23 protein-coding genes are annotated in these 24,074 nt (G+C 61.5%); 10 read left to right on the forward strand and 13 right to left on the reverse strand.

From position 1 onward, the window contains the following. Nucleotides 1-84 precede the first annotated feature (84 nt). From ACW9I6_RS17855 to folE2, 7 genes are read right to left on the reverse strand one after another with little or no spacing between them, the layout of a single operon-like run. Complete coding sequence (locus ACW9I6_RS17855) at nt 85-1,422, reverse strand: dihydroorotase (RefSeq protein WP_457339608.1); 1,338 nt, start codon at nt 1,420-1,422, stop codon at nt 85-87. A gap of 2 nt (nt 1,423-1,424) precedes the next feature. Beyond that, a complete protein-coding gene (locus ACW9I6_RS17860; RefSeq protein ID WP_087694587.1) occupies nt 1,425-1,985 on the reverse strand; it encodes a gamma carbonic anhydrase family protein in 561 nt (186 codons plus the stop codon). Then, nucleotides 1,982-2,407: a phosphoribosyl-AMP cyclohydrolase gene (hisI, locus tag ACW9I6_RS17865; RefSeq protein ID WP_008439510.1), complete on the reverse strand. Its 426-nt coding sequence runs from the start codon at nt 2,405-2,407 to the stop codon at nt 1,982-1,984. The genes ACW9I6_RS17860 and hisI overlap by 4 nt, the downstream gene beginning before the upstream one ends. Continuing rightward, on the reverse strand, nt 2,404-3,288 hold the full coding sequence (locus tag ACW9I6_RS17870; protein WP_102604031.1) for a metal ABC transporter substrate-binding protein: 885 nt from the start codon (nt 3,286-3,288) through the stop codon (nt 2,404-2,406). Before ACW9I6_RS17870 ends, hisI begins: the two co-directional genes overlap by 4 nt. 11 nt (nt 3,289-3,299) lie before the next feature. Continuing rightward, complete coding sequence (locus ACW9I6_RS17875; RefSeq protein WP_003213483.1) at nt 3,300-4,166, reverse strand: metal ABC transporter permease; 867 nt, start codon at nt 4,164-4,166, stop codon at nt 3,300-3,302. After that, nucleotides 4,166-4,834, reverse strand: a complete 669-nt coding sequence (locus tag ACW9I6_RS17880; RefSeq protein WP_177048288.1) for a metal ABC transporter ATP-binding protein — start codon at nt 4,832-4,834, stop codon at nt 4,166-4,168. Before ACW9I6_RS17880 ends, ACW9I6_RS17875 begins: the two co-directional genes overlap by 1 nt. Further along, the gene (gene folE2, locus ACW9I6_RS17885; RefSeq protein ID WP_177020320.1) at nt 4,831-5,727 is read right to left on the reverse strand and encodes a GTP cyclohydrolase FolE2; all 897 of its coding nucleotides are present in this window, start codon (nt 5,725-5,727) and stop codon (nt 4,831-4,833) included. Before folE2 ends, ACW9I6_RS17880 begins: the two co-directional genes overlap by 4 nt. Before the next feature lie 128 nt (nt 5,728-5,855). Here folE2 and ACW9I6_RS17890 point away from each other — a divergent pair, with 128 nt between their 5' ends. Further along, nucleotides 5,856-7,079 (forward strand): N-acetylmuramoyl-L-alanine amidase, encoded by a 1,224-nt coding sequence (locus ACW9I6_RS17890; RefSeq protein WP_003213478.1) that lies wholly within the window; start codon nt 5,856-5,858, stop codon nt 7,077-7,079. On the opposite strand, the gene ACW9I6_RS17895 is transcribed toward ACW9I6_RS17890, so the two are convergent. Continuing rightward, nucleotides 7,076-7,444 carry a hypothetical protein gene (locus tag ACW9I6_RS17895; protein ID WP_003213476.1) on the reverse strand — a complete coding sequence of 123 codons (369 nt, stop codon included), beginning with the start codon at nt 7,442-7,444 and terminating at the stop codon, nt 7,076-7,078. The genes ACW9I6_RS17890 and ACW9I6_RS17895 overlap by 4 nt on opposite strands. 127 nt (nt 7,445-7,571) lie before the next feature. On the opposite strand from ACW9I6_RS17895, the gene dksA reads away from it, so the two are divergent. From dksA to ACW9I6_RS17915, 4 genes are read left to right on the forward strand one after another with little or no spacing between them, the layout of a single operon-like run. After that, nucleotides 7,572-7,976 carry an RNA polymerase-binding protein DksA gene (gene dksA / locus ACW9I6_RS17900; RefSeq protein ID WP_008439502.1) on the forward strand — a complete coding sequence of 135 codons (405 nt, stop codon included), beginning with the start codon at nt 7,572-7,574 and terminating at the stop codon, nt 7,974-7,976. 27 nt (nt 7,977-8,003) lie between these two features. Continuing rightward, nucleotides 8,004-9,209, forward strand: coding sequence for a zinc metallochaperone GTPase ZigA (gene zigA, locus ACW9I6_RS17905; RefSeq protein WP_457339609.1), 1,206 nt, complete (start codon nt 8,004-8,006; stop codon nt 9,207-9,209). After that, nucleotides 9,209-9,853: a DUF1826 domain-containing protein gene (locus ACW9I6_RS17910; protein WP_457339610.1), complete on the forward strand. Its 645-nt coding sequence runs from the start codon at nt 9,209-9,211 to the stop codon at nt 9,851-9,853. Before zigA ends, ACW9I6_RS17910 begins: the two co-directional genes overlap by 1 nt. 45 nt (nt 9,854-9,898) lie before the next feature. After that, nucleotides 9,899-10,861, forward strand: coding sequence for a CobW family GTP-binding protein (locus ACW9I6_RS17915; protein WP_102604035.1), 963 nt, complete (start codon nt 9,899-9,901; stop codon nt 10,859-10,861). Here ACW9I6_RS17915 and ACW9I6_RS17920 read toward each other — a convergent pair. Further along, nucleotides 10,855-11,253 (reverse strand): DUF3301 domain-containing protein, encoded by a 399-nt coding sequence (locus ACW9I6_RS17920; RefSeq protein WP_003213466.1) that lies wholly within the window; start codon nt 11,251-11,253, stop codon nt 10,855-10,857. The genes ACW9I6_RS17915 and ACW9I6_RS17920 overlap by 7 nt on opposite strands. A 117-nt stretch (nt 11,254-11,370) precedes the next feature. Here ACW9I6_RS17920 and pdxY point away from each other — a divergent pair, with 117 nt between their 5' ends. Together pdxY and ACW9I6_RS17930 are read left to right on the forward strand one after the other, a co-directional pair. Next, a complete protein-coding gene (gene pdxY / locus ACW9I6_RS17925; protein WP_003213465.1) occupies nt 11,371-12,243 on the forward strand; it encodes a pyridoxal kinase PdxY in 873 nt (290 codons plus the stop codon). A gap of 81 nt (nt 12,244-12,324) precedes the next feature. Beyond that, nucleotides 12,325-13,371 (forward strand): hypothetical protein, encoded by a 1,047-nt coding sequence (locus ACW9I6_RS17930; RefSeq protein WP_457339611.1) that lies wholly within the window; start codon nt 12,325-12,327, stop codon nt 13,369-13,371. A gap of 27 nt (nt 13,372-13,398) precedes the next feature. On the opposite strand, the gene ACW9I6_RS17935 is transcribed toward ACW9I6_RS17930, so the two are convergent. Further along, on the reverse strand, nt 13,399-13,884 hold the full coding sequence (locus tag ACW9I6_RS17935; protein WP_003213461.1) for an acyl-CoA thioesterase: 486 nt from the start codon (nt 13,882-13,884) through the stop codon (nt 13,399-13,401). Between the two features lie 295 nt (nt 13,885-14,179). Here ACW9I6_RS17935 and ACW9I6_RS17940 point away from each other — a divergent pair, with 295 nt between their 5' ends. After that, a complete protein-coding gene (locus tag ACW9I6_RS17940) occupies nt 14,180-15,943 on the forward strand; it encodes a cation:proton antiporter (RefSeq protein ID WP_003213459.1) in 1,764 nt (587 codons plus the stop codon). Nucleotides 15,944-16,023: 80 nt separating this feature from the next. Here the strand turns inward: ACW9I6_RS17940 and ACW9I6_RS17945 are convergent, their stop codons facing one another. From ACW9I6_RS17945 to uvrD, 3 genes are all read right to left on the reverse strand, one after another. Then, nucleotides 16,024-16,431 carry an SMI1/KNR4 family protein gene (locus tag ACW9I6_RS17945; RefSeq protein WP_003213456.1) on the reverse strand — a complete coding sequence of 136 codons (408 nt, stop codon included), beginning with the start codon at nt 16,429-16,431 and terminating at the stop codon, nt 16,024-16,026. Between the two features lie 136 nt (nt 16,432-16,567). Continuing rightward, nucleotides 16,568-17,443 (reverse strand): Tim44 domain-containing protein, encoded by an 876-nt coding sequence (locus ACW9I6_RS17950; RefSeq protein WP_003213454.1) that lies wholly within the window; start codon nt 17,441-17,443, stop codon nt 16,568-16,570. 191 nt (nt 17,444-17,634) lie between these two features. Then, on the reverse strand, nt 17,635-19,818 hold the full coding sequence (gene uvrD / locus ACW9I6_RS17955) for a DNA helicase II (RefSeq protein WP_177116566.1): 2,184 nt from the start codon (nt 19,816-19,818) through the stop codon (nt 17,635-17,637). 279 nt (nt 19,819-20,097) lie between these two features. Between uvrD and ACW9I6_RS17960 the strand changes: the two genes are divergently transcribed. Continuing rightward, the gene (locus tag ACW9I6_RS17960) at nt 20,098-22,971 is read left to right on the forward strand and encodes an EAL domain-containing protein (protein ID WP_457339612.1); all 2,874 of its coding nucleotides are present in this window, start codon (nt 20,098-20,100) and stop codon (nt 22,969-22,971) included. A 162-nt stretch (nt 22,972-23,133) separates the two neighbouring features. Continuing rightward, complete coding sequence (hexR, locus tag ACW9I6_RS17965; RefSeq protein WP_003213447.1) at nt 23,134-24,000, forward strand: transcriptional regulator HexR; 867 nt, start codon at nt 23,134-23,136, stop codon at nt 23,998-24,000. Nucleotides 24,001-24,074: the final 74 nt, after the last annotated feature.

Raw genomic sequence — 24,074 nt, forward strand, 5'->3', positions numbered from 1 at the left:
AGTCACAGGTGTATTGGCTGACCCACCGCATTCGCGAGCAAGCCCGCTCCCACATTTGATTGGATTGCCAGGTACAGAGTCTCTTCAGCGCTGGAAATGCAGCGGCAACCCCTGGCAACTGTCGTGCACGCGCCCGTCGTGCCAGGCCAGGTGGCCGGACACAAGCGTGGTGCTGACGCTGTGCCGGAAGCTGCGCCCCGCAAAGGGCGTCCAGCCGCAACGGGCCAGGATCGGCTGGCTGCTGACGGGTTTGCCGTGAGGCTCGGGTTGGATCAGCACCAGGTCGGCCCAATAGCCTTCGCGCAGGTAGCCACGGTCGGGGATCGCAAACAGGTCCGCGACCCGATGGCTGGTTTTCGCCACCAGCGTGGTCAGCGGCAGCAGGCCGTCGGCGACCAATTCCAGCAGCGCCGGCAGGGCGTGTTGCACCAGCGGCAAGCCTGACGGCGCTTCGCGATAGGGCAGCTGTTTTTGCGCCCAGGTGTGCGGCGCATGGTCACTGCCAATTACATCCAGACGATCACTCAACAATGCCAGGCGCAGGGCGTTGCGGTCGGCGCGTGTCTTGATCGCCGGGTTGCATTTGATCTGGTGGCCGAGGCGGGCGTAGTCGCGGTCATCGAACAAGAGGTGATGCAGGCAGACCTCCGCCGTGATGCGTTTTTGCGCCAGGGGTTTATCTTCGAACAGCACCAATTCCCGGGCGCTGGTGATGTGCAACACATGCAGGCGCGTGCCGTGCCGCTTGGCCAGTTCCACCGCCAGGGACGAGGAGCGATAGCAGGCCTCGGCATCGCGGATCAGCGGGTGCGCCACGGCAGGAATGTGCTCACCGAAACGCTCGCGCATCCTTTGCTCGCTGGTGTGGATGCTGGGGGTGTGCTCGCAGTGGGCCAGGAGAATGGTCGGCACCTCGGCGAACAGACGCTCGAGGATCTTCGGATCATCCACCAGCATATTGCCGGTAGACGCACCCATGAACACTTTGACCCCGGCGACTTCCCGCGGGTCCAGCGCGGCGACGGTGTCGAGGTTGTCGTTGCTCACTCCGAAGTGAAAGCCATAGTTGGCCACCGAATGCAGCGCCGCGCGGCGCTTCTTGTCGGCCAGGGCATCCAGGTTCAGGGTCGCCGGGTTGGTGTTGGGCATGTCCATGAAACTGGTGATTCCACCCGCCACCGCCGCGCGGGACTCGCTGTAGAAGCTGCCTTTGTCCGGCGCGCCGGGCTCTCGGAAGTGCACCTGGTCGTCGATCATTCCCGGCAGCAGCCACTGGCCTTGGGCGTCGATTTCCACGGTGGCGTTGGCGTTGTCGATGCTGCCGGCGATCTTCTCGATACGGCCATTGGCGACCAGCAGGTCAGCCTCGAATTCCTCGCCTTCGTTCACCAGGCGGGCGTTGCGGATCAGCAGGCGGCTCATGGTCAGAACTCGTTTTGCAGGGCTTTGTAACCCAGTACCAGGTCGACGTTGGTGCGCGCCACGTCTTCGGAAAACTCCGAAGCGCTGACACTCACCGGCGGGAACTGGGACAGGTCGGTGTTGGGGCCGATGCGGGTGGTGGAGGGCACGTAGAACGCGTCGGGCAAATCGCGGCCGTCGACTACAGAGTTGTGCCGCACCACGCAGCCATCGCCGACGACGCAGTTGAACAGCACGCTGTTGAAGCCGATGAACACCCGGTCACCAACGGTGCAGGGCCCGTGGACGATGGAGCGGTGGGCGATGGAGGTGAACTCGCCGATGGTTACGGCGGCGCCGGATTTGGAGTGGATCACCACGCCGTCCTGGATATTCGAATTGGCACCGATGGTGATCGGGTCCATGTCACCGTTGGCGTCGACTTCGTCGGCGCGGATCACCGCGTAAGGGCCGACAAATACGTTTTCGCCGATGATCACCTTGCCGCAGATGATTGCGGTTTTGTCGACGTAGGCCGATTCGGCAATCACGGGCAGATCGCCGGAAGGGTTCTTGCGGATCATGGGTCAGGTTCCTTGAGAGGCGCGGTGATGATGTTTACGTGATGGCCGTCGATGGCGTTGTAGAAGCAGGTGGGCCGGCCGGTGTGGCAGGCCGGGCCTTGCTGGTCGACGATCAGCAATACCGCGTCGCCGTCGCAATCCAGGCGGGCCTCCACCAGCAGTTGCCAGTGGCCGGAGGTTTCGCCCTTGCGCCACAGTTGCTGGCGCGAGCGGGACCAGTAGCAGACGTGCCCGGTGGCCAGGGTTTCGTCGAGGGCCTGGCGGTTCATCCAGGCCAGCATCAACACTTCGCCGCTGCCGTGTTGCTGGGCGATGGCGGCGATCAGGCCATCGCTGTTCCACGGCAGGGCGTCGAGCACGCTATCGAGTGGAAAGCGGCTGCCGATGGCAGCCTCTTCCAGGTCAAGCATGCTCAGGCTCATGGCTTGCTCAGGGCCGCGCACAGGGTGTTGAGGTTGTATTCGAACAGGCCGGTAAAGGTGCTGGCCGGACCTTCTGCGGCCAGGGCGTCCGAATACAGCGTGCCGCCGATCTGCGCGCCGCTTTCGTCAGCGATCTGCTGGAGCAGACGCGAGTCCTTGATGTTTTCCATGAACACGGCCTTGACCTTGTCCTTGCGGATCTGGGTGATCAGCGTGGCGACTTCGGCGGCCGACGGTTCACGTTCGGTAGACAGGCCTTGAGGCGACAGGAACTCGATACCGTAGGCCTGGCCCAGGTAGCCGAAGGCGTCATGAGAGGTGACGATGCGACGGTTACCCGGTGGCAGCGCGCCAAACTTGGCCTTGGCTTCAGCCAGCAGGCGGTAGATTTCTTTCAGGTACACCTGGCTGTTGTGCTCGTAGTCGGCCTTGTTGGCCGGGTCGGCAGCGATCAGCGCCTTGGTGATGTTGTTCACGTAGATAACGGTGTTGGCCAGGTTGTGCCAGGCGTGCGGGTCGGGGATGGTTTCGCCGTCCTCTTCCATGGTGTGGGAGAGCACGCCTTTGCTCGCAGTGACCACAGTGGCCTTGGTCTCGGTGCTGGTGATCAGGCGATCCAGCCACGGCTCGAAGCCCAGGCCGTTCTTGATGATCACCTTGGCCTTGAGCAGGGCCTTGGCATCGTCCGGTGTTGGTTCGTAGGTGTGGGCGTCGGCGTCGGGGCCGACCATGTTGCTGATCTGGATATGATCGCCACCGACCTGGTGGGTCATGTCGTCAAGAATACTGAAGCTGGTAACCACCTGAAGCTTGTCGGCAGCCTGGGCCGTCGCGAACGACAGCGGCAGCAACACACTGAACAGCACGAGTAGAGCGCGCATCGGGAAACACCTCATTGGGATGTAAGCAAAGGCGGGCGGCGCAGCAAGCCGTGCACCGGACCGAAGACCACGGACAGCAGGTACCAGCCGCCAGCCACCAGCACAATTGCCGGGCCGCTGGGCAGCGAGTAGTAGAACGACAGCAACAAGCCAAGCCATACCGACAGGCATCCCAGCACCGCTGATATGGCGATCAACACCGGCAGGCGCCGGCTCCAGAAACGTGAAGCAATCGCCGGCAACATCATCAGGCCGACCACCATCAACGCGCCGATGGCCTGGAAACCGATCACCAGGTTCAGCACCACCAGCGTCAGGAACAGGCCGTGGGCCAGCGGGCCGAGGCGGCTGACGGTTTGCAGGAACAGCGGGTCGAGGGTGTCCAGCAGCAGCGGTTTGTAGATCACCACCATGGCGATCAGGCTGAAGCCCGAGACCCAGAGCATGCCGGTGAGGGTCGGGCCGTCTACCGCCAGGGCCGAGCCGAACAGCAGGTGCAGCAGGTCCAGGCGTTTTCCGGCGAGGCCGAGGATCAGCACGCCGCTGGCCAGGGAGATCGGGTAGATGGCGGCGAGGCTGGCGTCTTCCTTCAGCCCGGTGCGACGGGTAATCCAGGCGGCGAGGCCGGCCATGCTCAGGCCGGCGCCCAGGCCGCCGATGGTCAGCGCGGGCAAACTCAGGCCGGCAAACCAGAAGCCCAGGGCGGCGCCGGGCAGGATGCCGTGGGACACCGCGTCACCGATCAGGCTCATGCGGCGCAGGATCAGGAACACCCCAAGCGGCGCCGTGCTGCATGCCAATACCAGACCGCCGACGAGCGCGCGGCGCATGAAAACGAAATCGAGAAACGGCATCCACAGGTGGGCGGCGAAGTGCATCAGGCCACCTGCATTTGCGGCTGCGGGCGGATCAGTTCTTTGCTGGAGCCGAACACGCAGCCACTGCTTTTGATCTGCACCACTTGCTGGGTGTGTTGGCGTACGGAGCCGAGGTCATGGCACACCACGACCACCGTGCGGCCTGCGTCGTGCCAGGCGTGGATGTGTTTCCAGCACAGCGCCTGGCCGTCTTCGTCGAGGGCGGCGTGGGGTTCGTCCAGCAGCAATATCGGCGACTCGGCCAGGCTCATGCGGGCGAGCAGGGCGCGTTGCAGTTCGCCGCCCGACAAGGCCATCAACGGCCGATGCTCCAGGCCACTGAGGCACCAGTCTTCGAGCACGGCGCTCAGGCGTTCGGTACGTTGTTGCGGGGTTTGCTTGCTGCCCCAAAAACCGGCGGCCACCAATTCTTCGAGGCTGATAGGAAACTGGCGATCGAGGTTCTGTTGCTGGGGCAAAAACGACAGGCCACCTCGGCGTGGAACATCGATCGTCACTTTCCCCGCCAGTGGCTTCTGCAATCCGGCGATAACTTTCAGCAGGCTGCTTTTGCCTGTGCCGTTGGCGCCGATGATGCCGGTAAGGCTGCCTTTTTCCAGGGTGAAATCCACGGCGGGGGTCAGTGGTTGGCCGGGAGCGCCCCAGCGCAAAGCGGTGCAGGTGATCATTCGGAAGGTCTCGTCCAGCGGCTTTCGGCCACGGCATCGTGCGCGTGAAGGCTTTCGGCGTGGATCACTTTCAAGTGGAAGGCATTGACCGCATCCGAGCGTTTCAAGGCGAGGTTCAGGCGGCGGGCGGCGTCTTCGCAGAACATCAGGTTCTGCCCGTTGGCCAGGGCGAAGGCTTGTTCGTCTGCACGCTTTACGGCGGTTTGCACGGCAGTGCCGAGGGCGGCTTCGGTTTCGTCGATCAACTGGGTCAGCGGCAGTGTTGGCTGATCGCCTTGAAGCCGGACCTGCAACAGCGCGCTGCTGCGCTGGCTGTGGGGCGTGGCGACGATGCCGTTTGCGCTGCCGAGCCAGGTCAGTACGTCTTCGTGCTGCAGCGGTGTGCCGGCAAAGTCCTCGATAAATTGCTGCTGAATCAATTGCCTGGCGAGGGCAGCGGAGCAAGGGCAGGTTGAAGAGTAAGTAACGTCAATTTTTAGTTCCACGTGGAACATCTGGTTTTCCAGGCGCGCCTCGATGCTTACCGGGTAGCTTTTCCAGCCGGCCAACGGGCTGACCAGCGCCGGGCGTTTCAGCAGCAGACCTGCATGAATCCGCAGATAGGCATTTGTGGATAAACCTTCATGACTGTCGAGAAAACGTTGCAATACACTGCGCAGCAGTGCTGGCGTAAGTGGTTGCTGTTCAAGCATTTCCAGCGCCAGGTAAAGCCGTGACATATGAATGCCACGGGCCTCGCCGTCGTCCAGGCTGACGCCGGCATCAGCCGTGGCGCTAAGGCTTTGGCCGTCGATCAGAATGGGCAGGGCAATGCCGCACATGCCCACCCAATCGAGCGGCAAGGCTTGGCGTGAAGCCTGCGCGGCGATATCGGGCAGAGTCAGCGCGTTCATGAGCAGGTCCATCGTTGGAAATAAAAAGACATGTTATATTATTACAATTGAAACGACGAAAGTTTTTCTGTTCTGTCTTTTATTCAGTCATGTCGAGTACGGAAGCTCCTTTATTTGCGGTGTAAGTCATGCACAGACGTCAACTCCTCAACCTGCTGCTGGCCAGTGCGGTGTTCACCTTGCCCTTGGGCGTGTCTGCCGCGCAGATCCGCAATGCACGGCTGTGGCGGTCGGATAACAAGCTGCGGCTGGTGCTGGACCTCAGCGGCCCGGTGCAATACAAGACCTTCACCCTGACCGCGCCGGAGCGGTTGATCATCGATTTGAGCGGCGCGAAGCTGACCGGTGATTTCAGCCAACTGGCCCTGACCAACAGCGGCATTACCTCGATTCGCTCGGGGCATTTCGGGCAGGGCGATACGCGGATCGTGCTGGATTTGAAGGCGCCGATGCAGCTCAACAGCTTTCTCCTGCCGCCGCAGGATGGCCAGGGCCACCGCCTCGTGCTGGACCTGACCAGTGCCACTCATGCGCCTATGCAAATCGCTGCGGCACCGGCCGCGTTGGCTGCACCCGTGCCGGCGCCGGTGGACAGGGCTCATCCGAAACGCGACATCATCGTGGTGGTCGACCCTGGGCACGGCGGCAAGGATCCCGGCGCGATTGGCTCAAAGGGCCAGCGCGAAAAAGACGTGGTGCTGTCCATCGCCCAATTGCTGGCCAAGCGTCTGAAGCGCGAGAAGGGCTTCGATGTGAAGCTGGTGCGCAACGACGACTTCTTCGTGCCGCTGCGTAAACGTGTGGACATCGCCCGTCAGCACAAAGCCGACATGTTTATCTCGGTACACGCCGATGCCGCGCCACGGCTTACCGCATCCGGCGCCTCTGTCTATGCGCTGTCTGAAGGCGGCGCCACCTCCGCCACTGCACGGTTCATGGCGCAGCGGGAAAACGGCGCCGACCTCTTGGGCGCCACCACCTTGCTCAATCTCAAGGACAAGGACCCGATGCTCGCCGGGGTGATTCTCGACATGTCGATGAACGCCACCATCGCCTCCAGCCTGCAACTGGGCAGCTCGGTACTGGGCAGCCTGCAAAGCATCACCACGCTGCATCAAAAACGCGTGGAACAGGCCGGCTTTGCGGTGCTCAAGTCGCCGGACGTGCCGTCGATCCTGGTGGAAACCGGGTTTATCTCCAACACCCAGGACGCCCAGCGACTGGTCACCGCGCGCCATCAACAGGCGGTGGCAGACGGTTTATTTGAAGGGTTGAAAAATTACTTCCAGAAGAACCCGCCGATGAACAGCTACATGGCCTGGGTTCAGGAACAAAAAACCGGCCAGGTCTAACAGCCGGTGATTCGACTACAGGTGAACTTGGCGCTGGCACCACCGGAACTGGAAAACCGGTTGAGGGTGGTCCAGCCCACTCGCCGCGTGTAGCCCACCCACGCCTCACCATCGGAAGCCAACCCGGTAAAGAACGTCAGTTGCCCGTAGCGGCTGCTGGTCTGTGCCCAATAGCGTTTTCCGATCACTTCAAAGCCCCGCAAATACGTAGTGCTGCCTGCCGTCGCGACGCTGTAGGCATTGCCCTGGGCGTCGACGCACGCCAGCAGGTTGGCGCTGCGGGTGCAGTTGGCCAGCAGGCTGGGCACCTGGGCGTTGGCCAGGCTCGCCAGCATCAGCAACACAGCACACAGCAGGTATTTCATAGAGGCTCTCGGGGCGTTATTCGGCTGCCAGCATTGCGCCCTTCGTCGTCACGAGCAAGGGGGATTGGCTTATTTGCATTGTTATACTATAACATTAAAAGACAGCCTGACCCGTGAACCACCTCCGATGACCGAACAAGACCTTCTCGACCAACCCTGCGCCGACTACATGAATGAAGCCCAGCAAGGTTTCTTCCGCGAGCTGCTGCTGGCCCAGCGCAACGAGCTGCAAGCGCGTATCGACGCTGAATTCATGGTGCTGCGCGAACAGGAGCCCAACAGCGATCCCGCCGATGTCGGCAGCGCCGAAGAACAGCGCCAATGGCAACTGCGCCTGCTGGAGCGCGAAAAAAAGCTGTTGGACAAGATCGACGAAGCCCTGGAACGCCTGGCCCGCGGTGAATACGGCTGGTGCCGTGAAACCTGCGAACCCATCGGCCTCAAGCGCCTGCTGCTGCGCCCCACGGCCACCCTGTGTATCGAAGCCAAAGAACGTGAAGAGCTGCGCGAACGCCATCAACGGGCGATTTGACCGGCCAACCCTGATGAGGAATACCTGATGCCCAATCGTCTCCCCGTTACTGTGCTGTCCGGATTCCTCGGCGCCGGCAAAAGCACGCTGCTCAACTACGTCCTGCGCAACCGCGAAAACCTGCGGGTGGCGGTGATCGTCAACGACATGAGCGAAATCAACATCGATGGCAGTGAGGTCCAGCGCGACGTCACCCTCAATCGCGCCGAAGAAAAACTGGTGGAGATGAGCAACGGCTGCATCTGCTGCACCTTGCGCGAAGACTTGCTGGAAGAAGTCGGAAAGCTCGCCAAGGAAGGTCGGTTCGATTACCTGTTGATCGAGTCCACCGGTATCTCCGAGCCGCTGCCAGTGGCCGAAACCTTCACCTTTCGCGACGAAGACGGCCAGAGCCTGGCGGACATTGCCCGGCTCGACACCATGGTCACCGTGGTCGACGGCATGAACTTCCTGCTCGACTACCAGGCTGCCGAAAGCCTGGCGTCCCGGGGCGAAACCCTCGGTGAAGAGGACGAGCGCTCGATCACCGACCTGCTGATCGAGCAGATCGAATTTGCGGATGTGATCCTCATCAGCAAGATCGACCTGATCAGCAGCAGTGAGCGCGAGGAGTTGATGGCGATCCTGGAGCGCTTGAACTCCCAGGCTGAAATCATCCCGATGGTCATGGGCGAAGTGCCGTTGGCGAAGATCCTCAACACCGGCCGTTTCGACTTCGAGCGTGCTTCCCAGGCGCCGGGCTGGTTGCAGGAACTGCGTGGCGAACACCTGCCGGAAACCGAAGAGTACGGCATCGCCTCCACCGCCTATCGCGCCCGCCGCCCGTTCCACCCGCAGCGGTTTTTCGACTTTATCGACCGGCCTTGGGTGAATGGAAAACTGCTGCGCTCCAAGGGCTTTTTCTGGCTGGCCAGCAAACACGAGGACGCCGGTAGCTGGTCCCAGGCTGGCGGCCTGATGCGCCATGGGTTTGCCGGGCGCTGGTGGCGTTTCGTGCCGAAAACCCAGTGGCCCCAGGACGAGGAAGGCATCGCCGCAATCATGAAAAACTGGCAACTGAGCACCGGCGATTGCCGGCAGGAGCTGGTGTTTATCGGCCAGAACATCGACTTCGCCCAGATGACCGCCGAGCTGGACGCTTGTTTGCTGACCGACGATGAAATGGCCACGGGTGTCGAAGGTTGGCGCTTGTTGGCCGATCCCTTTGGCCCTTGGTTCGAAGAGGCTGCCTGATGCTGGCACCGACCCTGAAACTGCGCCCGGTGGTACGCCAGACCCACGGCGAAACCCCGGCCGTGCTCACCGATATCCTTGAGGACGGCGTGAACCTAGCGGTGTGGCAGCGTCAGTTGCCCCTGCACATCGCCGAGTTCGGCGCGTTACTGGTGGCACTCAATGAGCCATTGGCCGAGTCGCTGGTGGTTGAACTGAACAGCGAAGACGCCGAGCCAAACCTGCAGGAATTTGCATCAGGTTGCCGTGATCTTGAAGGCTACGAAGGCTTTATCGCCGATGTGTCGTGGCTGGTCAGCGCCTTTGCCTGTTTGCTGGGAGCCAAGCGTATCGGTGTGCGTTTGCGGCTATTGGACAAGGCCATGTGCCCGCGTTTTCATGTGGATCATGTGCCGGTGCGGCTGATCACTACCTACGCCGGCATTGGCAGCCAATGGCTACGCGAAGGTGTGATGGAGCGGCGGCACCTGAGCCAGGCGAGTGCTGAGCCGGAAGAATGCATTGAGCAAATCCACTGCGGTGAAGTGGCGTTGCTCAAGGGCGAAAAATGGCACGGCAACGAAGGCTTTGGCCTGATCCACCGCTCGCCGCCGCTGCAAGCGGATCAACGACGGTTGATTCTGACGCTGGATTGGTTGGCGTAACCGGGTAGGATCGAACCTCTCTACACGGTCTGAATGATGTCCACCATGCTGCAGAACATTCCCACCCACGTGATTGCCGGGCCCCTGGGCGCCGGCAAGACCAGCCTGATCAAGCACCTGCTGGCCCAGCGCCCGGCCAACGAGCGTTGGGCGGTGTTGATCAATGAGTTCGGGCAGATTGGCCTGGATGCCGCGTTGCTCACCCGTGATGACGACGGGATTGCCCTCGGTGAAGTGGCGGGTGGCTGCCTGTGTTGCGTCAACGGGGCGCCGTTTCAGGTAGGACTGGGGCGTTTGTTGCGTAAGGCCAGGCCCGACCGGCTGTTTATCGAGCCGTCCGGCTTGGGGCATCCGGCTCAATTGCTCAAGCAGCTGCGGGAAGCACCCTGGCAGCAGGTACTGGCGGTGCAGCCGTGCGTGCTGGTACTGGATGCCCAGGCGTTGGCGGCGGGTAAACCTTTACCCAATGCCCAACGGGAGGCATTAGCCAGCGCCGGGCTGTTGGTATTGAACAAGAATGAAGCCTTAAGTGATGCGCAGCGCCTGTTGATTCAAGGACAACTGCCCGACCGGCCGATCTATTGGACGCAGCAGGCGCAACTGCCCTTGGCCCGGTTACCGGGTGTGAATGCTCAAGCGGCAGCGGCTGTGGATAATTTCGAGTTGCCCAAAGGCCTGGGGCAAATGCCGGCCATCTGGACGGATCCGGCATCGCCGATCTGCCTCAGCCAGGGCCAGGAGGATGGCTGGAGCATTGGCTGGCGCTGGCATCCGAGTCAGCGATTCGACGCGCGGCGCATTCAGCAATGGCTGCAATCGTTGGACTGGCGACGGGCAAAACTGGTTATCCACAGCCTGGATGGCTGGGCATCGGCCAACGCTGTGGATAACGCAGCATTGGCCTGGCAGCCCAGCGAATGGCGGCGGGATTCGCGTATCGAATTGATCTTCAGCGAAGTGCAGGACGTTGCGCAGTTACAGGGTGGGTTAACCGCTTGCCGTCAGTGACGGGTCTTGCTGTTGCCATGCTCCTGGCGCCACTGGCTTAGCTCAATGATCTCGGCGCTGGGCAATGGCGTCTTGATCTCGAACGGGTAGGGCGCCAACTCGATTTGCGCGCTGTGGGCGCCGAATTGGGTGATGGTCCCCGGGTGCCGCGTTTCGCCGGTCACGGTGAATTCGAAGTTGTAGATCCGTGCCAGGCGCCGCCGCCCGCTGGCATCTTTCACAAAACCGATGCGCTTCAACGCCACGGCGCCATCGAGCAGCTCGATGTCGAGCTTGGCGCAGTGCTGCTTGACCCGTTCCAGCGCCCGCTCGCGCAGGCCGTGGTTGTGCCACAGCCAGGCGGCACCGGTCGCCAGCAGCATCAGCACGAAGATATTTCCGAGGGTCAGCATTCGATGAACTCCAACAAAGTAGGGCCAGCTTAACTGCGTCTCCGGTCTGTCGTACAGGCCGCGTTTAGTCGCATACTGCGCAGCCAGAATATCAACGGCTTTACGGAAATCCCCTGCATGAAACGTACGCCCCATCTGCTTGCGATCCAGTCTCATGTGGTCTTCGGCCACGCCGGAAACAGCGCCGCCGTGTTCCCCATGCAACGGGTCGGGGTGAACGTGTGGCCGCTCAATACGGTGCAGTTCTCCAACCACACTCAGTATGGTCAGTGGGCGGGAGAAGTGTTGGCGCCGCAGCAAATTCCTGCGCTGGTGGAAGGCATCGCGGCGATTGGCGAGCTGGGCAACTGTGATGCAGTGCTGTCGGGCTACCTGGGCAGTGCGGCACAGGGCCGGGCGATCCTCACCGGCGTGGCGCGGATCAAGGCGATCAACCCCAAGGCTCTTTACCTGTGTGACCCGGTGATGGGGCATCCGGAAAAAGGCTGCATCGTGCCCCAGGAGGTCAGCGACTTCCTGCTGGAGGAAGCGGCGGCGATGGCCGACTTCCTGTGCCCCAACCAGCTGGAGCTGGACAGCTTTGCCGGGCGCAAGCCGCAGTCGCTGTTCGATTGCCTGGGGATGGCCCGTGCGTTACTGGCCCGCGGGCCGAAAGCGGTGTTGGTCAAGCACCTGGATTATCCCGGCAAGCTGCCGGACGGCTTCGAAATGCTGTTGGTGACGGCTGAAGGCAGCTGGCACCTGCGTCGGCCACTGCTGGCATTCCCGCGTCAGCCGGTGGGCGTGGGCGACCTGACGTCGGGCCTGTTCCTGGCGCGGGTGTTGTTGGGGGATAGCCTGGTGGCGGCCTTTGAGTTCACTGCTGCAGCGGTGCATGAAGTACTGCTGGAAACCCAGGCGTGCGCCAGCTATGAGCTGGAGCTGGTGCGCGCCCAGGACCGGATTGCCCATCCGCGAGTTCGCTTCGAGGCAACCCCAATCGGGCTGTAGGACTATTCCTGATTGAGCGACGCAAAGGGCGTCCGTTACTACCGGCCGTCTTTTTGCCCTCTGCGTTCATCAAGGAAGATCATGTCGTTATCCCTGCTCCATTCGCCACGGGCATTTATCGCATTGGCCCTGGTTACGCTGCTCAGTGGTTGCAGCGTCCACGGTACCTATCCTGACGCAGCCGAGCCCGATGCGGCGAAGCTGCGGTTCATCCCCAACACCACCAACAGCACCCTTTTTGTCTATGACGCACAGCACTGCATGGGTGAGACCACAGGCATTCTCAACAACATGTTCCTGGTGGACACCAAGCGGCGGGTAGACATGCTTGTGCCGCCACCGCCCACGGCTCGTGGGCTGCTGGAGATCAAGCTGGCGCCCGGAAAGGACACTATGTTGATGATCAACACCAACGGCAGCTCCTATGTCTGTGGCAAAGCGTTCAATCTAACGCCCAAGGCGGGTGAAGAGTACGAAGTGACCTTCGAATTGCAGGGCCGCCAATGCAGCACGCTGCTCCAGCGTCTTACGCGATTGGACGGCAAGGACGTGCGGATCCCGCAGCCGCTGTTCGAGACCGGCATGCCGTCTTGCGAGGGCAAAGGTCCGATATTCGGCAAGTTGTTACCGGATACTCCGCAGCGAATGGTGTTGATTGATCGCATTCTTGACGAGCGTGCGCAGTCGATCACGGCCATCGTGTCAGAGAATAAAGTCGACCGAATGCAAACCTCGCCTCAAGAGCTTGATGAGTTGATCAGCAAGCGCAAGGCGTTGATGGGCTCGTATACCTTGCCGCCGGACTATTGGAACCAGTTTCGGCAGAACTACGAACTGTCGAATCAAGAGTCTGCCGGTCGTCTGGCCCGGGCTCTGGGGTTTTACACTGAGGTGTACCGCCAGCGCCTGCGGGGAACTGAGGATGCCGTCCTGGAGCAATGGATGCAGCCTACGGACAGTGCGATCAAATCGCGCGTAGCGGAGAACGACAAGCTTATGGTGCAGTACTACGTGAATACCCGAAAGAGCGTGACGATGGAGGTGGTCAATCACCATATGGAGCGCATGGCCCAGTTGGACCAGCGCTTTGATGTGTGTGCGCACTTTGACAAGTGCTCGCGTTACTAAGCGGTCATCCAGAAACCTGGCGGGCTCTTACGGGCCGTCTGCCTTGATTTCCTGATAGCGCTTTTCCAGCTCCTGGCGAATCTGCCGGCGCTGTTGAGCCTGGACAAACCGGCGCTTGTCTTCGCTGTTCTGCGGTTGCAGCGGCGGCACGGCGGCCGGTTTGCGCTGGTCATCCACCGCGACCATCGTGAAGAAGCAGCTATTGGTGTGGCGTACCGAACGCTCACGGATGTTCTCGGTGACCACCTTGATCCCCACTTCCATCGATGTGTTGCCGGTGTAGTTGACCGAGGCCAGGAAGGTCACCAGCTCGCCGACATGGATCGGCTCGCGAAAAATCACCTGGTCCACCGACAACGTCACCACATAGCGCCCGGCATAACGGCTGGCGCAGGCGTAGGCCACTTCGTCGAGGTACTTGAGCAGCGTGCCGCCGTGCACATTGCCAGAGAAGTTGGCCATGTCAGGGGTCATCAATACTGTCATCGACAGCTGGGCGTTTCCGGGTTCCATAGCACACTCACGGGTTGTAGGCATTGGGTGGGGAGGCACCTCTGCGGGTGCTGGAATCTTTGCAGAGCCATTCATAACGGGACGCTGGGCCCCGGCTTGCCGTCACGCCTGGGGCGATCTGTTTCCATATATTGCACCGGCTTTCTGCCGCAAGTCGCGGTGTTACCCTTCAAAAGCCCGTCTCAAAGGCAATTCTTACGATCAAGGCAGACTTTTCTTTCCGTTCATTGCGACCTTTCGGGGTGCATGCGTGGAAATGGGAAAAGCGCCAGTACCCCTCAAGGAGCCCCTCGCCATGCACGCCATCAGCTTTATCCAGGACCTGGCCGTGATCATGCTGGTGGCCGGGGTGGTGACGATCCTGTTCCATCGGCTCAAGCAGCCGGTGGTGTTGGGGTATATCGTCGCCGGCTTCATCATCGGCCCGCACACCCCACCGTTTGGCCTGATCCACGACGAAGACACGATCAAGACCCTGGCCGAGCTTGGGGTGATCTTCCTGATGTTCTGCCTGGGCCTTGAGTTCAGCCTGCGCAAGCTGTTCAAGGTTGGCGCCACCGCCTTTATCGCGGCGTTCCTCGAAATCATCCTGATGATCTGGATCGGCTACGAAATCGGCCGCTGGTTCGACTGGAACACCATGGACTCGCTGTTCCTGGGCGCGATCCTGGCGATTTCCTCGACCACCATCATCGTCAAGGCGCTCAATGACCTGAAGATGAAAAACCAGCGCTTTGCCCAGCTGATTTTCGGGGTGCTGATCGTCGAAGACATCCTCGGCATCGGCATCATCGCCTTGCTGTCGAGCATTGCCGTCAGCGGCACGGTCAGCTCCGGCGAGGTGTTCTCCACCGTCGGCAAGCTCTCGCTGTTCATGATTGTCGCACTGGTGATCGGGATTTTGCTGGTGCCACGCCTGCTGGAGTACGTGGCCAAATTCGAAAGCAACGAGATGCTGCTGATCACCGTGCTGGGCCTGTGCTTCGGTTTCTGCCTGTTGGTGGTCAAGCTGGAATACAGCATGGTGCTGGGGGCATTCCTGATCGGCGCGATCATGGCTGAATCCCGGCAATTGCTGAAGATTGAGCGCCTGATCGAACCGGTTCGCGACATGTTCAGCGCGATCTTCTTTGTCGCCATTGGTTTGATGATCGACCCGCAGATCCTCCTGCAATACGCCTGGCCGATTGCGGTGATTACCGTGGCCGTGGTGCTGGGCAAGATGTTGTCCTGTGGGTTGGGGGCGTTTATTGCGGGTAACGATGGCCGCACTTCATTGCGAGTGGGGATGGGGCTGTCACAGATCGGCGAATTTTCATTCATCATCGCCGCGCTGGGGATGACGTTGCAGGTCACCAGCGACTTCCTGTATCCGGTGGCGGTGGCTGTTTCTGCGATTACCACACTGCTCACACCCTATCTGATCCGTGGCGCAGACCCGCTGTCGCTGAAGATTGCCGCAGTCATGCCCAAGCGCATGAGTCGGGTGTTCGGGATGTATGGCGAGTGGCTGCGCAGCATTCAGCCCCAGGGCGAGGGTGCGATGCTGGCGTCGATGATCCGCAAGATCATTCTGCAGGTGGGGGTGAACCTGGCGCTGGTGGTGGCGATCTTCTTTGCCGGCAGCTTTTTCGCGGCGCGTATTGGCAGCTACCTGGAAGGCTGGGTCAGCGATCCGAGCTGGCAGAAGGCATTGATCTGGGGTGGGGCGTTGCTGCTGTCGCTGCCGTTTTTGATTGCGGCGTACCGCAAGCTCAAGGCGCTGTCGATGCTGCTGGCGGAGATGAGCGTGAAGCCGGAAATGGCCGGGCGCCACACTCAGCGCGTGCGCCGGGTGATCGCCGAAGTGATCCCGATTCTTTCGCTGCTGGTGATTTTCCTGCTATTGGCAGCCTTGTCGGCCAGTATCCTGCCGACCAACAAGTTGCTGGTGCTGATCGCCGTGGTGACGGCCGCGGTGGCCGCCGTGCTCTGGCGCTGGTTCATCCGCGTGCATACGCGGATGCAGGTCGCCTTGCTGGAGACCCTGGATAACCATAAGGATACGCCGGAGCACTGAGTGGGTCGCAGAGGGCTGCTTCGCAGCCCAGCGCGAGCTAGCTCGCTCGCCACAACAAGCGCCCTCGGCACACAGGGGTCTCAGCTTTCCAGCCAGACGTCTCGTGCCCAGTGCCACACCGATTCCCAGGTTTCTTCGGTGACGAGCTCTTCTTCGCCGGACCACAGCACCACGGTGCCGTCTTCCTCGACGCAGTAGTAGTCGTCGCCGTCCTGGCAGATCGGGATCATGCTGCGGTCAACACCGGCATCCCAGGCGTTGGCGGCAACGTCCGGCAGGTAGGTGTGGGACTGTGGGTCGGTGACGGTCACCGGCTCCAGGCTGCCGTAGACCACATCGCTGACGGTCAGCAGAAATTCACGGAAGACGAACGGAATATCGATGAACAGTTGTTCCTCGATTTCCACCAGTTGATCTTCGTCAGGCAGCTCCAGAGGAACCGGTACCGGTTCGTTGGCTTCACGCAATTGTTCGATAACTTCTTCCACGGCCGGGATCCTCTTGCTAGATGGCGCGGTTTATAGGGGCGTTTTATACAGTAGCTCGCTATAAGTGCAACCGTGAAATAGAAAACCCCGGACAAGTCCGGGGTTTTTGTTACTGCGTACTCAAAGCGGGCAGGGATCAGCCGTTCTGGCGGATACCGGCGACCAGCCAAGGCTGGTTTTCGCCTTGTGGGCGTTCCATGTTCCAGCTTTCGCTGAACACTTCGCCCTGGTCGAAACGCGAGGTCTTCGACACACCGCTGAAGGTCAGGGTGGCGATGGTCTTGTCGGCGCGGTCATCCACACCTTCAAGCTGCACTTTCAGGTCGTCGATGTAGGTCGACTGGAAGCCGTCGCCCAGGTCGGCACGTTCGCGCTTGAGGAACTCCAGCAGTTGCGGGGTCACGAACTCGGCGATCTTGTCCATTTCGTTGGCGTCCCAGTGCTGCTGCAGGGACTGGAAGTGGCTGCGGGCCGCTTCGACGAAGCGCTCTTCGTTGAACCAGGCGGGTGCGTTGATCACCGGACGAGCGGCAGCAGGAGCAGCCGAACCGCCGAAGATCGAACCCATGGCAGCAGGCTTTTGCTCGAACACTTCACGCTGCATCGGCGCGCCGGCTGGAGCCATGTGCTCCTGTTGCTTGCGGCGACGGGCGGCGATAAAGCGGAAGATCAGGAAGGCGATGACCGCCATGATCAGGATGTCGAAGATCTGCATGCCCTGGAAGCCGCCGCCCATGAACATGGAGGCGAGCAGGCCGCCGGCCGCGATACCGGCCAGAGGGCCCAACCAGCGCGAAGCACCGCCAGCCTTGGCAGCAGCGCCTGCGGCACCGGCAGCGCCAGCGGTCGCAGCTGCGCCGCCCATGCCGCCGCCGGATGGGGCCATTTGGCTGGTCTGGTGGCTCGGCGCCGAGCCCATGGATTTGCCGCCACCGAAGCGCTTGGCGTTGGCGTCGAGGCTCATCGTCAGGCCGATGCACAACGCCATGGCGATGCTAAGAAAACGTTTCATAAAGGGAATTCCCATTTGTGGATTGCACGCGCGCCATGTTGCACAGGTGTGATGTCAGTGGCTAGCGGCATAGTGTTTCGGGCTTTTGCGTAGGGCCAATACCGAATCGTCTGTAGGACTTATTACAGATATTGGCCCCACCGCTGCCAAATACAAGGGTGGGGCAACATCCTTCATGTTCTACAGTTGTTTCAGATTGCTTCGAGCTTGGCGTAGCCCATCATCAGCCACTTGCTGCCTTCGGCGAAGTTCACCTGCACCCTGGCCTGGGCACCGGCGCCTTCGAAGTTGAGGATCACGCCTTCGCCGAAGATCGCGTGCTTGACCTGTTGGCCAAGGCTGAACGGCGTCTCGGGGATTTCCGAACCAGCGAACATGCTGCTGGAGTTCTGCTGCTGGCCGCCGCCGAACGGTCGGCTGACGCTGTTGGACAGGCGCACTTCCTGAATCAGCCCTTTCGGCACTTCACGTACGAAGCGCGACACCTTGTTGTAGGTCTCACTGCCGTACAGGCGCCGGGTTTCGGCGTAGGTCATCACCAGGTTCTGCATCGCCCGGGTGATGCCCACGTAGGCCAGGCGGCGTTCCTCCTCAAGGCGGCCGGGTTCTTCCAGGCTCATCTTGTGGGGGAACAGGCCTTCTTCCATGCCCACCAGGAACACGTAGGGGAATTCCAGGCCCTTGGCACTGTGCAAGGTCATCAGCTGAATGCTGTCTTCATGCTCATCAGCCTGGGTGTCGCCGGCTTCCAGGGAAGCGTGGCCGAGGAATGCCGCCAGTGGCGTCAGGTCTTCGTCTTCTTCGGTGTTTTCGAACGCGCGGGCGGCGCTGACCAGTTCCTCAAGGTTTTCTACCCGGGCCTGGCCTTTCTCGCCTTTTTCCGCTTCGTGGTAGGCGATCAGGCCGGACTGCTCGATCACGGTCTGGGTCATCAGGTGCAGGGGCATTTCCATGCACTTGGCGGCCAGGTTCTCGATCAGCTCGACAAACACACTCAAGGCACCGGCCGCACGGCCGGTCAGGCCCTTGTTGGCGATCAGCAGGCGCATCGCTTCCCACATCGACACATCGCTGTGGCGTGCGTGGTCGCGAATCGCCTCGACGGTCTTCTCGCCGATGCCGCGGGCCGGAATGTTGATCACCCGTTCCAGCGCCGCATCGTTGCCGCGACCTTCCAGCAAGCGCAGGTAGGCCATGGCGTTCTTGATTTCGGCACGTTCGAAGAAGCGCTGGCCACCATAGATGCGATACGGAATGCGCTCGCGCAGCAGGGCCTCTTCCAATACCCGTGATTGGGCGTTGGAGCGGTAGAGAATCGCGATATCGCTGCGGGCCAGGCCGGTTTTCAGGGCGCTTTCGATGGTTTCCACCACGTAGCGCGCTTCATCGTGTTCGTTGAAGGCGGCGTACAGGTTGATCGCTTCGCCTTCGCTGCCGTCGGTCCACAGTTCTTTGCCCAGGCGCCCGGTGTTGTTGGCGATCAAGGCGTTGGCGGCCTTGAGGATCCCGGCGGTGGAGCGGTAGTTCTGTTCCAGGCGGATGGTTTCGGCGTCCGGGAAGTCGTCGCTGTACTGGTAGATGTTCTCGATTTTCGCGCCGCGCCAGCCGTAGATCGACTGGTCGTCGTCGCCCACCACCATCAGGCTGTCGCCGCCCTTGGCCAGCAGGCGCAACCAGGCGTACTGCACGGCGTTGGTATCCTGGAACTCGTCCACCAGGATGTGGCGGAAGCGTTTCTGGTAGTGCGCCAGCAAGCCCGGGTTGTCGCGCCACAAGTCGAGGGCGCGCAGCAGCAGTTCGGAGAAGTCGATGACGCCGGCGCGCTGGCAGGCCACTTCATAGGCTTCATAAATGCTGCGCATGGTGGCCAGGAACAGGTCGCCGCTGGCCTGGATATGTTGCGGGCGCAGGCCTTCATCTTTCTGGCCATTGATAAACCACTGGGCCTGACGGACCGGCCAGCGTTGTTCATCCAGGCCCAGCTCGCGGATCACCCGCTTGACCAGGCGTTGCTGGTCGTCGCTGTCGAGAATCTGGAAGGTCTGGCTCAGGCCGGCTTCCTGCCAATGCGCCCGCAACAGGCGGTGCGCCAGGCCGTGGAAGGTGCCCACCCACATGCCGGCCGGGCTGATGCCCATCAACTGCTCGATGCGATGACGCATCTCGGCAGCGGCCTTGTTGGTGAAGGTCACCGACAGGATGGAATGCGGTGAGGCGTTCTCGACCTGGATCAACCAGGCGATACGGTGCACCAGCACTCGGGTTTTACCGGAGCCAGCACCGGCCAGGACCAACTGACGGCCAACGGGGGCCGCTACGGCCTGGCGTTGGGCATCGTTGAGGGAGTTCAGCAAAAGAGAGAGATCATCGCGCATCGGCGCATTCTAGGGTGCCCGGGGGAGTCGGGCAAATCCCAATGCCGGGTGGTCACGGGAAAACTTCTGCGTCGACACAGGATAAGGCAACAATCTATTCACGGTGATGACCGGTCGGTCATCGCCCACAGCCCGCGCCCTGTCTCACTCAAGCTGTCTGGCTCCAAGGTTTGCGCCTGATTGTCGCGCTGTTTTTATGACTTGGGGCAGTTTGGCCCGAGCGTTTGCTTGTGTATGCTCCGTCGACGTTTCGGGCTCACCATTATAAGAACACTGCCTATGACCCTTAGCATTGACCTGGCGGGACCCTCCGTGGCGCCGGCGCAGGTTATCCGCAAGCACTACGCCATGGAGATGGCGGTGGAGCGCACGCGCCTGCTTTACCAAGGCTCCCTGCTGCCTACTTTATTAATGCTGGTGAATGGACTGGTCTGCGCCTGGTTGCTCTGGAGCCCGCAGCGCTATCTGCTGGACAGCATTTGGCTGGTATGGCTGCTGGCGCTGGTGGCCTTGCGGGTAATTCAGGTGGCGGCGTTCGATTCCGCCATGCCCAGCCGCCAGGCGCAGCCGATCTGGCGACGCATGTTCATGCTGGGCTCAGCCGTTAGCGGCTTGACGCTGGCCAGTGCTGCCATCGCCCTGGTACCGGTGGACAGTTTTGCGCAACAGGCCTGGGTGTTCGGCCTGCTCGGCGCGGCGACCTTGTCCGCCAGTGTGGCCTATGCCGTCAGTCTGCCGGCTTTCCTGTCGTTTGCCGTGCCCTGCCTGGTGCCGGCCATCCTCTATTTATTCTGGAGCGGCGACCCGCAACAGCAAGGCTGGGGTTGCCTGGGGCTGATTCTGCTGGCATCCCTGAGCCTGGTGGCATGGCAGGTCAATCGCCTGATCCAGCGCGGGCTGCTCAGGCGCTTCCAGAACCAGGCGTTGATCGAGCACCTGCAGCAAGCGCAGCAACGCAGCGAGCAACTGAACCAGGAACTGGTGCGTGAGGTGGAGCAGCGGCGCCAGGTCGAACGAGAGTTGCGCGAAGCACAGATCGGCCTGCAGCAACGCGTCGATCAGCGCAGTCAGGAACTGGACGCGGCCAGCCTGGCCCTGAGCAAAAGCGAGGCGCGTCTGGCCATGGCGCTGCAGGCCAGCGAACTGGGGCTGTGGGACTGGAACCTGCAAACCGATGAGGTCCACCACACCCAGCTCAAGGAGTTGTTCGGCCTGGAGCCGGAATACGTCACGGCGATGCTCAGCCACCTCAAGCCACGCCTGCACCCGGACGACTTGCCGCTGCTCAAGCGCGCGCTGGTGGAGCACCTTAAAGGCCGCAGCGAGGACTACCTGGTGGAATACCGGGTGCGCCATGGCGATGGCCATTGGGTATGGATCCAGGACCGTGGCCGCGCCGTGGAGCGCTCGCCCAGTGGACGCGTCACGCGGATGCTCGGCACCCGCCGCGACATCAGCGCCGGCAAGGTCCTGGAAGAACAGCAGCGCCTGGCATCGACGGTGTTCGAGGCGGCCAGCGAAGGCATTGTGATCCTCGACCCGGACTACGTGCTGATAGCCGTCAACCAGGCATTCAGCCGCGTCACCGGCTTCGACATTGACGACATGATCGGGCGCAATGTCGTGGAGCTGCCCAGCAGCCGCGACGCACGGCGCCACTTCCCGGTGATCCGCCAGGCGTTGCTCAGCCACGGCACCTGGCAGGGCGAGCTCGTGGAGACCCGCAAGAACGGCGAACTCTACCCGCAATGGCTGCAACTCAATGTAGTGCGGGATATTCGGGGAAATGTCAGCCATATCGTGGGCTTCTTCGCCGATCTGTCTGCGCGGCGCGAATCCGAGGAGCGCATGCGCTACCTCACGCACTACGACGAATTGACCGGGCTGGCCAACCGCTCGCTGTTCCGCGAGCGGTTGCGCGAAGCCCATCAGCGGGTGCGCCAGGGTGGCCGCAGCCTGGCCTTGCTGCATATCAACCTGGACCGTTTCAAGCTGCTCAACGACAGCCTCGGGCATGAAGTGGCCGACCAGTTGTTGCAGAAAATGGCCCGCCGCTTGATCAACGCCTTGCCTGAGGCCGACACCATAGCGCGGCTCTCTGGCGATGAATTCGCCGTGCTGTTCGACGCCTACGGCAACCTGTCGAGCCTGGCGCGGGTGGCCACGCGGTTGCTGGCCAAGTTGCGGGTGCCGGTGACGGTGGAAGGGCACGAGCTGGTGGTCAGTGCCTCAATGGGCGTCAGCCTGTTGCCCGACAATGCGCGGGAAATATCCGCGCTGGTCAGCCAGTCGAACATGGCCATGCAGCACGCCAAGCACCTGGGCGGTAATAACTTCCAGTTCTACACCGACAGCCTGCAGGCCAGCACCCTGGAACGTTTGCAGCTGGAAAACCAGCTGCGCAAGGCGATTGATGAGCGCCAGCTTACGGTGTTCTACCAACCCAAACTGTGCCTGGCCAGTGGCAAGCTGAATGCGGCCGAAGCATTGATTCGTTGGGAACATCCGCAGTGGGGCATGGTGCCGCCCGGCGACTTTATCGGGCTGGCCGAAGAAACCGGCCTGATCGTGCCGCTGGGGGAGTTCGTGTTGCGCCAGGCGTGCTGGCAGGCTTGTGAATGGCAACGCCAGGGGCTGGCGCCGATTCGGGTGTCGGTCAACCTGTCGGTGCACCAACTGCGCCAGGGCAAGCTGATCAGCCTGGTGCGCCAGGTGCTGGAAGAAACCGGGCTTGATCCGCAATACCTGGAGCTGGAACTGACCGAAAGCCAGCTGCTCGACAGCGTCGAGCACATCATCTCGACCTTCCAGCAACTGCGCGACCTGGGGGTGAAGCTGGCGATTGATGATTTTGGCACCGGTTACTCATCCCTCAGTTACCTCAAGCGCATCCCCGTGGACTACGTGAAGATCGACCAGACGTTCATTCGCGGCCTGGGCCAGGGACGCGAAGATGCCTCGATCACCCGCGCCATCATTGCCATGGCCCACGGGCTGTCGCTAAAGGTGGTGGCCGAGGGTGTGGAAGATCAGCAGCAGCTGGACTTTTTGCGGGATGAGCAGTGCGACGAGGTGCAGGGCTATTTGATCAGTCGGCCGGTGGAAGCGGATGGCTTGGCGGATTTGTTACGAAAAAATGCCGATTTTCCATAGTTGAGCCCAAGCCGCACGCGGGGCTACATCGAGCCTGCCCGCTGAATCAGCGGGCAGCAGCGTGATTAAGTGATGCATCGAACGGGCAAATCGTTAATTCTTGTAGTATAACTACAAGCTTGCTACATCCCTGGCGTCTGCCAATAACAAGAGTCCAGCCCTTTGAACCTGTTGCAACATATCGCCCAGTCGCGCCACCTGTTACGCAAATCGGAACTCAAGGTTGCCGATCACGTGCTGCTTGACCCTGCGGCCGTGATGCACAGTTCCATGGCCGACCTGGCCCACAGCGTGGGCATCAGCGAGCCGACCATCGTGCGCTTCTGCCGCGCCATCGGTTGCTCCGGTTTCCAGGACTTGAAGCTCAAGCTGGCCCAGAGCCTGGCAGCGGGTGCGAGCTTTGGCCAGTTTGCGATCCACGAAGACGATTCCGTCGCCGACTACAGCCTGAAAATCTTCGACACCACCCTGCACACCCTGATGGAAGTGCGCGAAAAGCTCGACCCGGTGGAGCTGCAAAAAGCCGTGACCGCCATGTCCCAGGCCCAGCGCGTGGAGTTCTATGGTTTCGGCGCGTCCGGCGCGGTGGCGGCGGATGCCCAGCACAAGTTCTTCCGTTTGCTGCTGACGGCGGCGGCCTACAGCGACCCGCACATGCAGGCGATGTCGGCGGTGACGTTGAAGCCCAGCGACGTGGCGATCTGCATTTCCCAGTCCGGCCGCTCCAAGGATTTGCTGATCACCGCCAACCTGGTGCGTGAAAGCGGCGCGACCCTGATTACCCTGTGCCCGAGCCAGACGCCATTGGCAGAGCTGTCGACCGTCAACCTGGCGATCGATGTGCACGAGGACACCGAGATCTACACGCCGCTGACCTCGCGTATCGCCCACCTGGTGGTGATCGACGTGCTGGCGATGGGCGTGGCCATGGCGCGCGGCCCGAGCCTGGTCAACCACCTCAAGAGCGTGAAGCGCAGCTTGCGCAGCCTTCGGTTGTCACCCAAGTCCGTAAAAGCCCTCGACGACTGATAGTTTGTACGCGGACCAATTGTGGGAGCGGGCTTGCTCGCGAATGCGGAGTGTCAGTCACTGAATATGCTGGC

The organism is Pseudomonas sp. SDO5522_S412 (genome assembly GCF_054071215.1).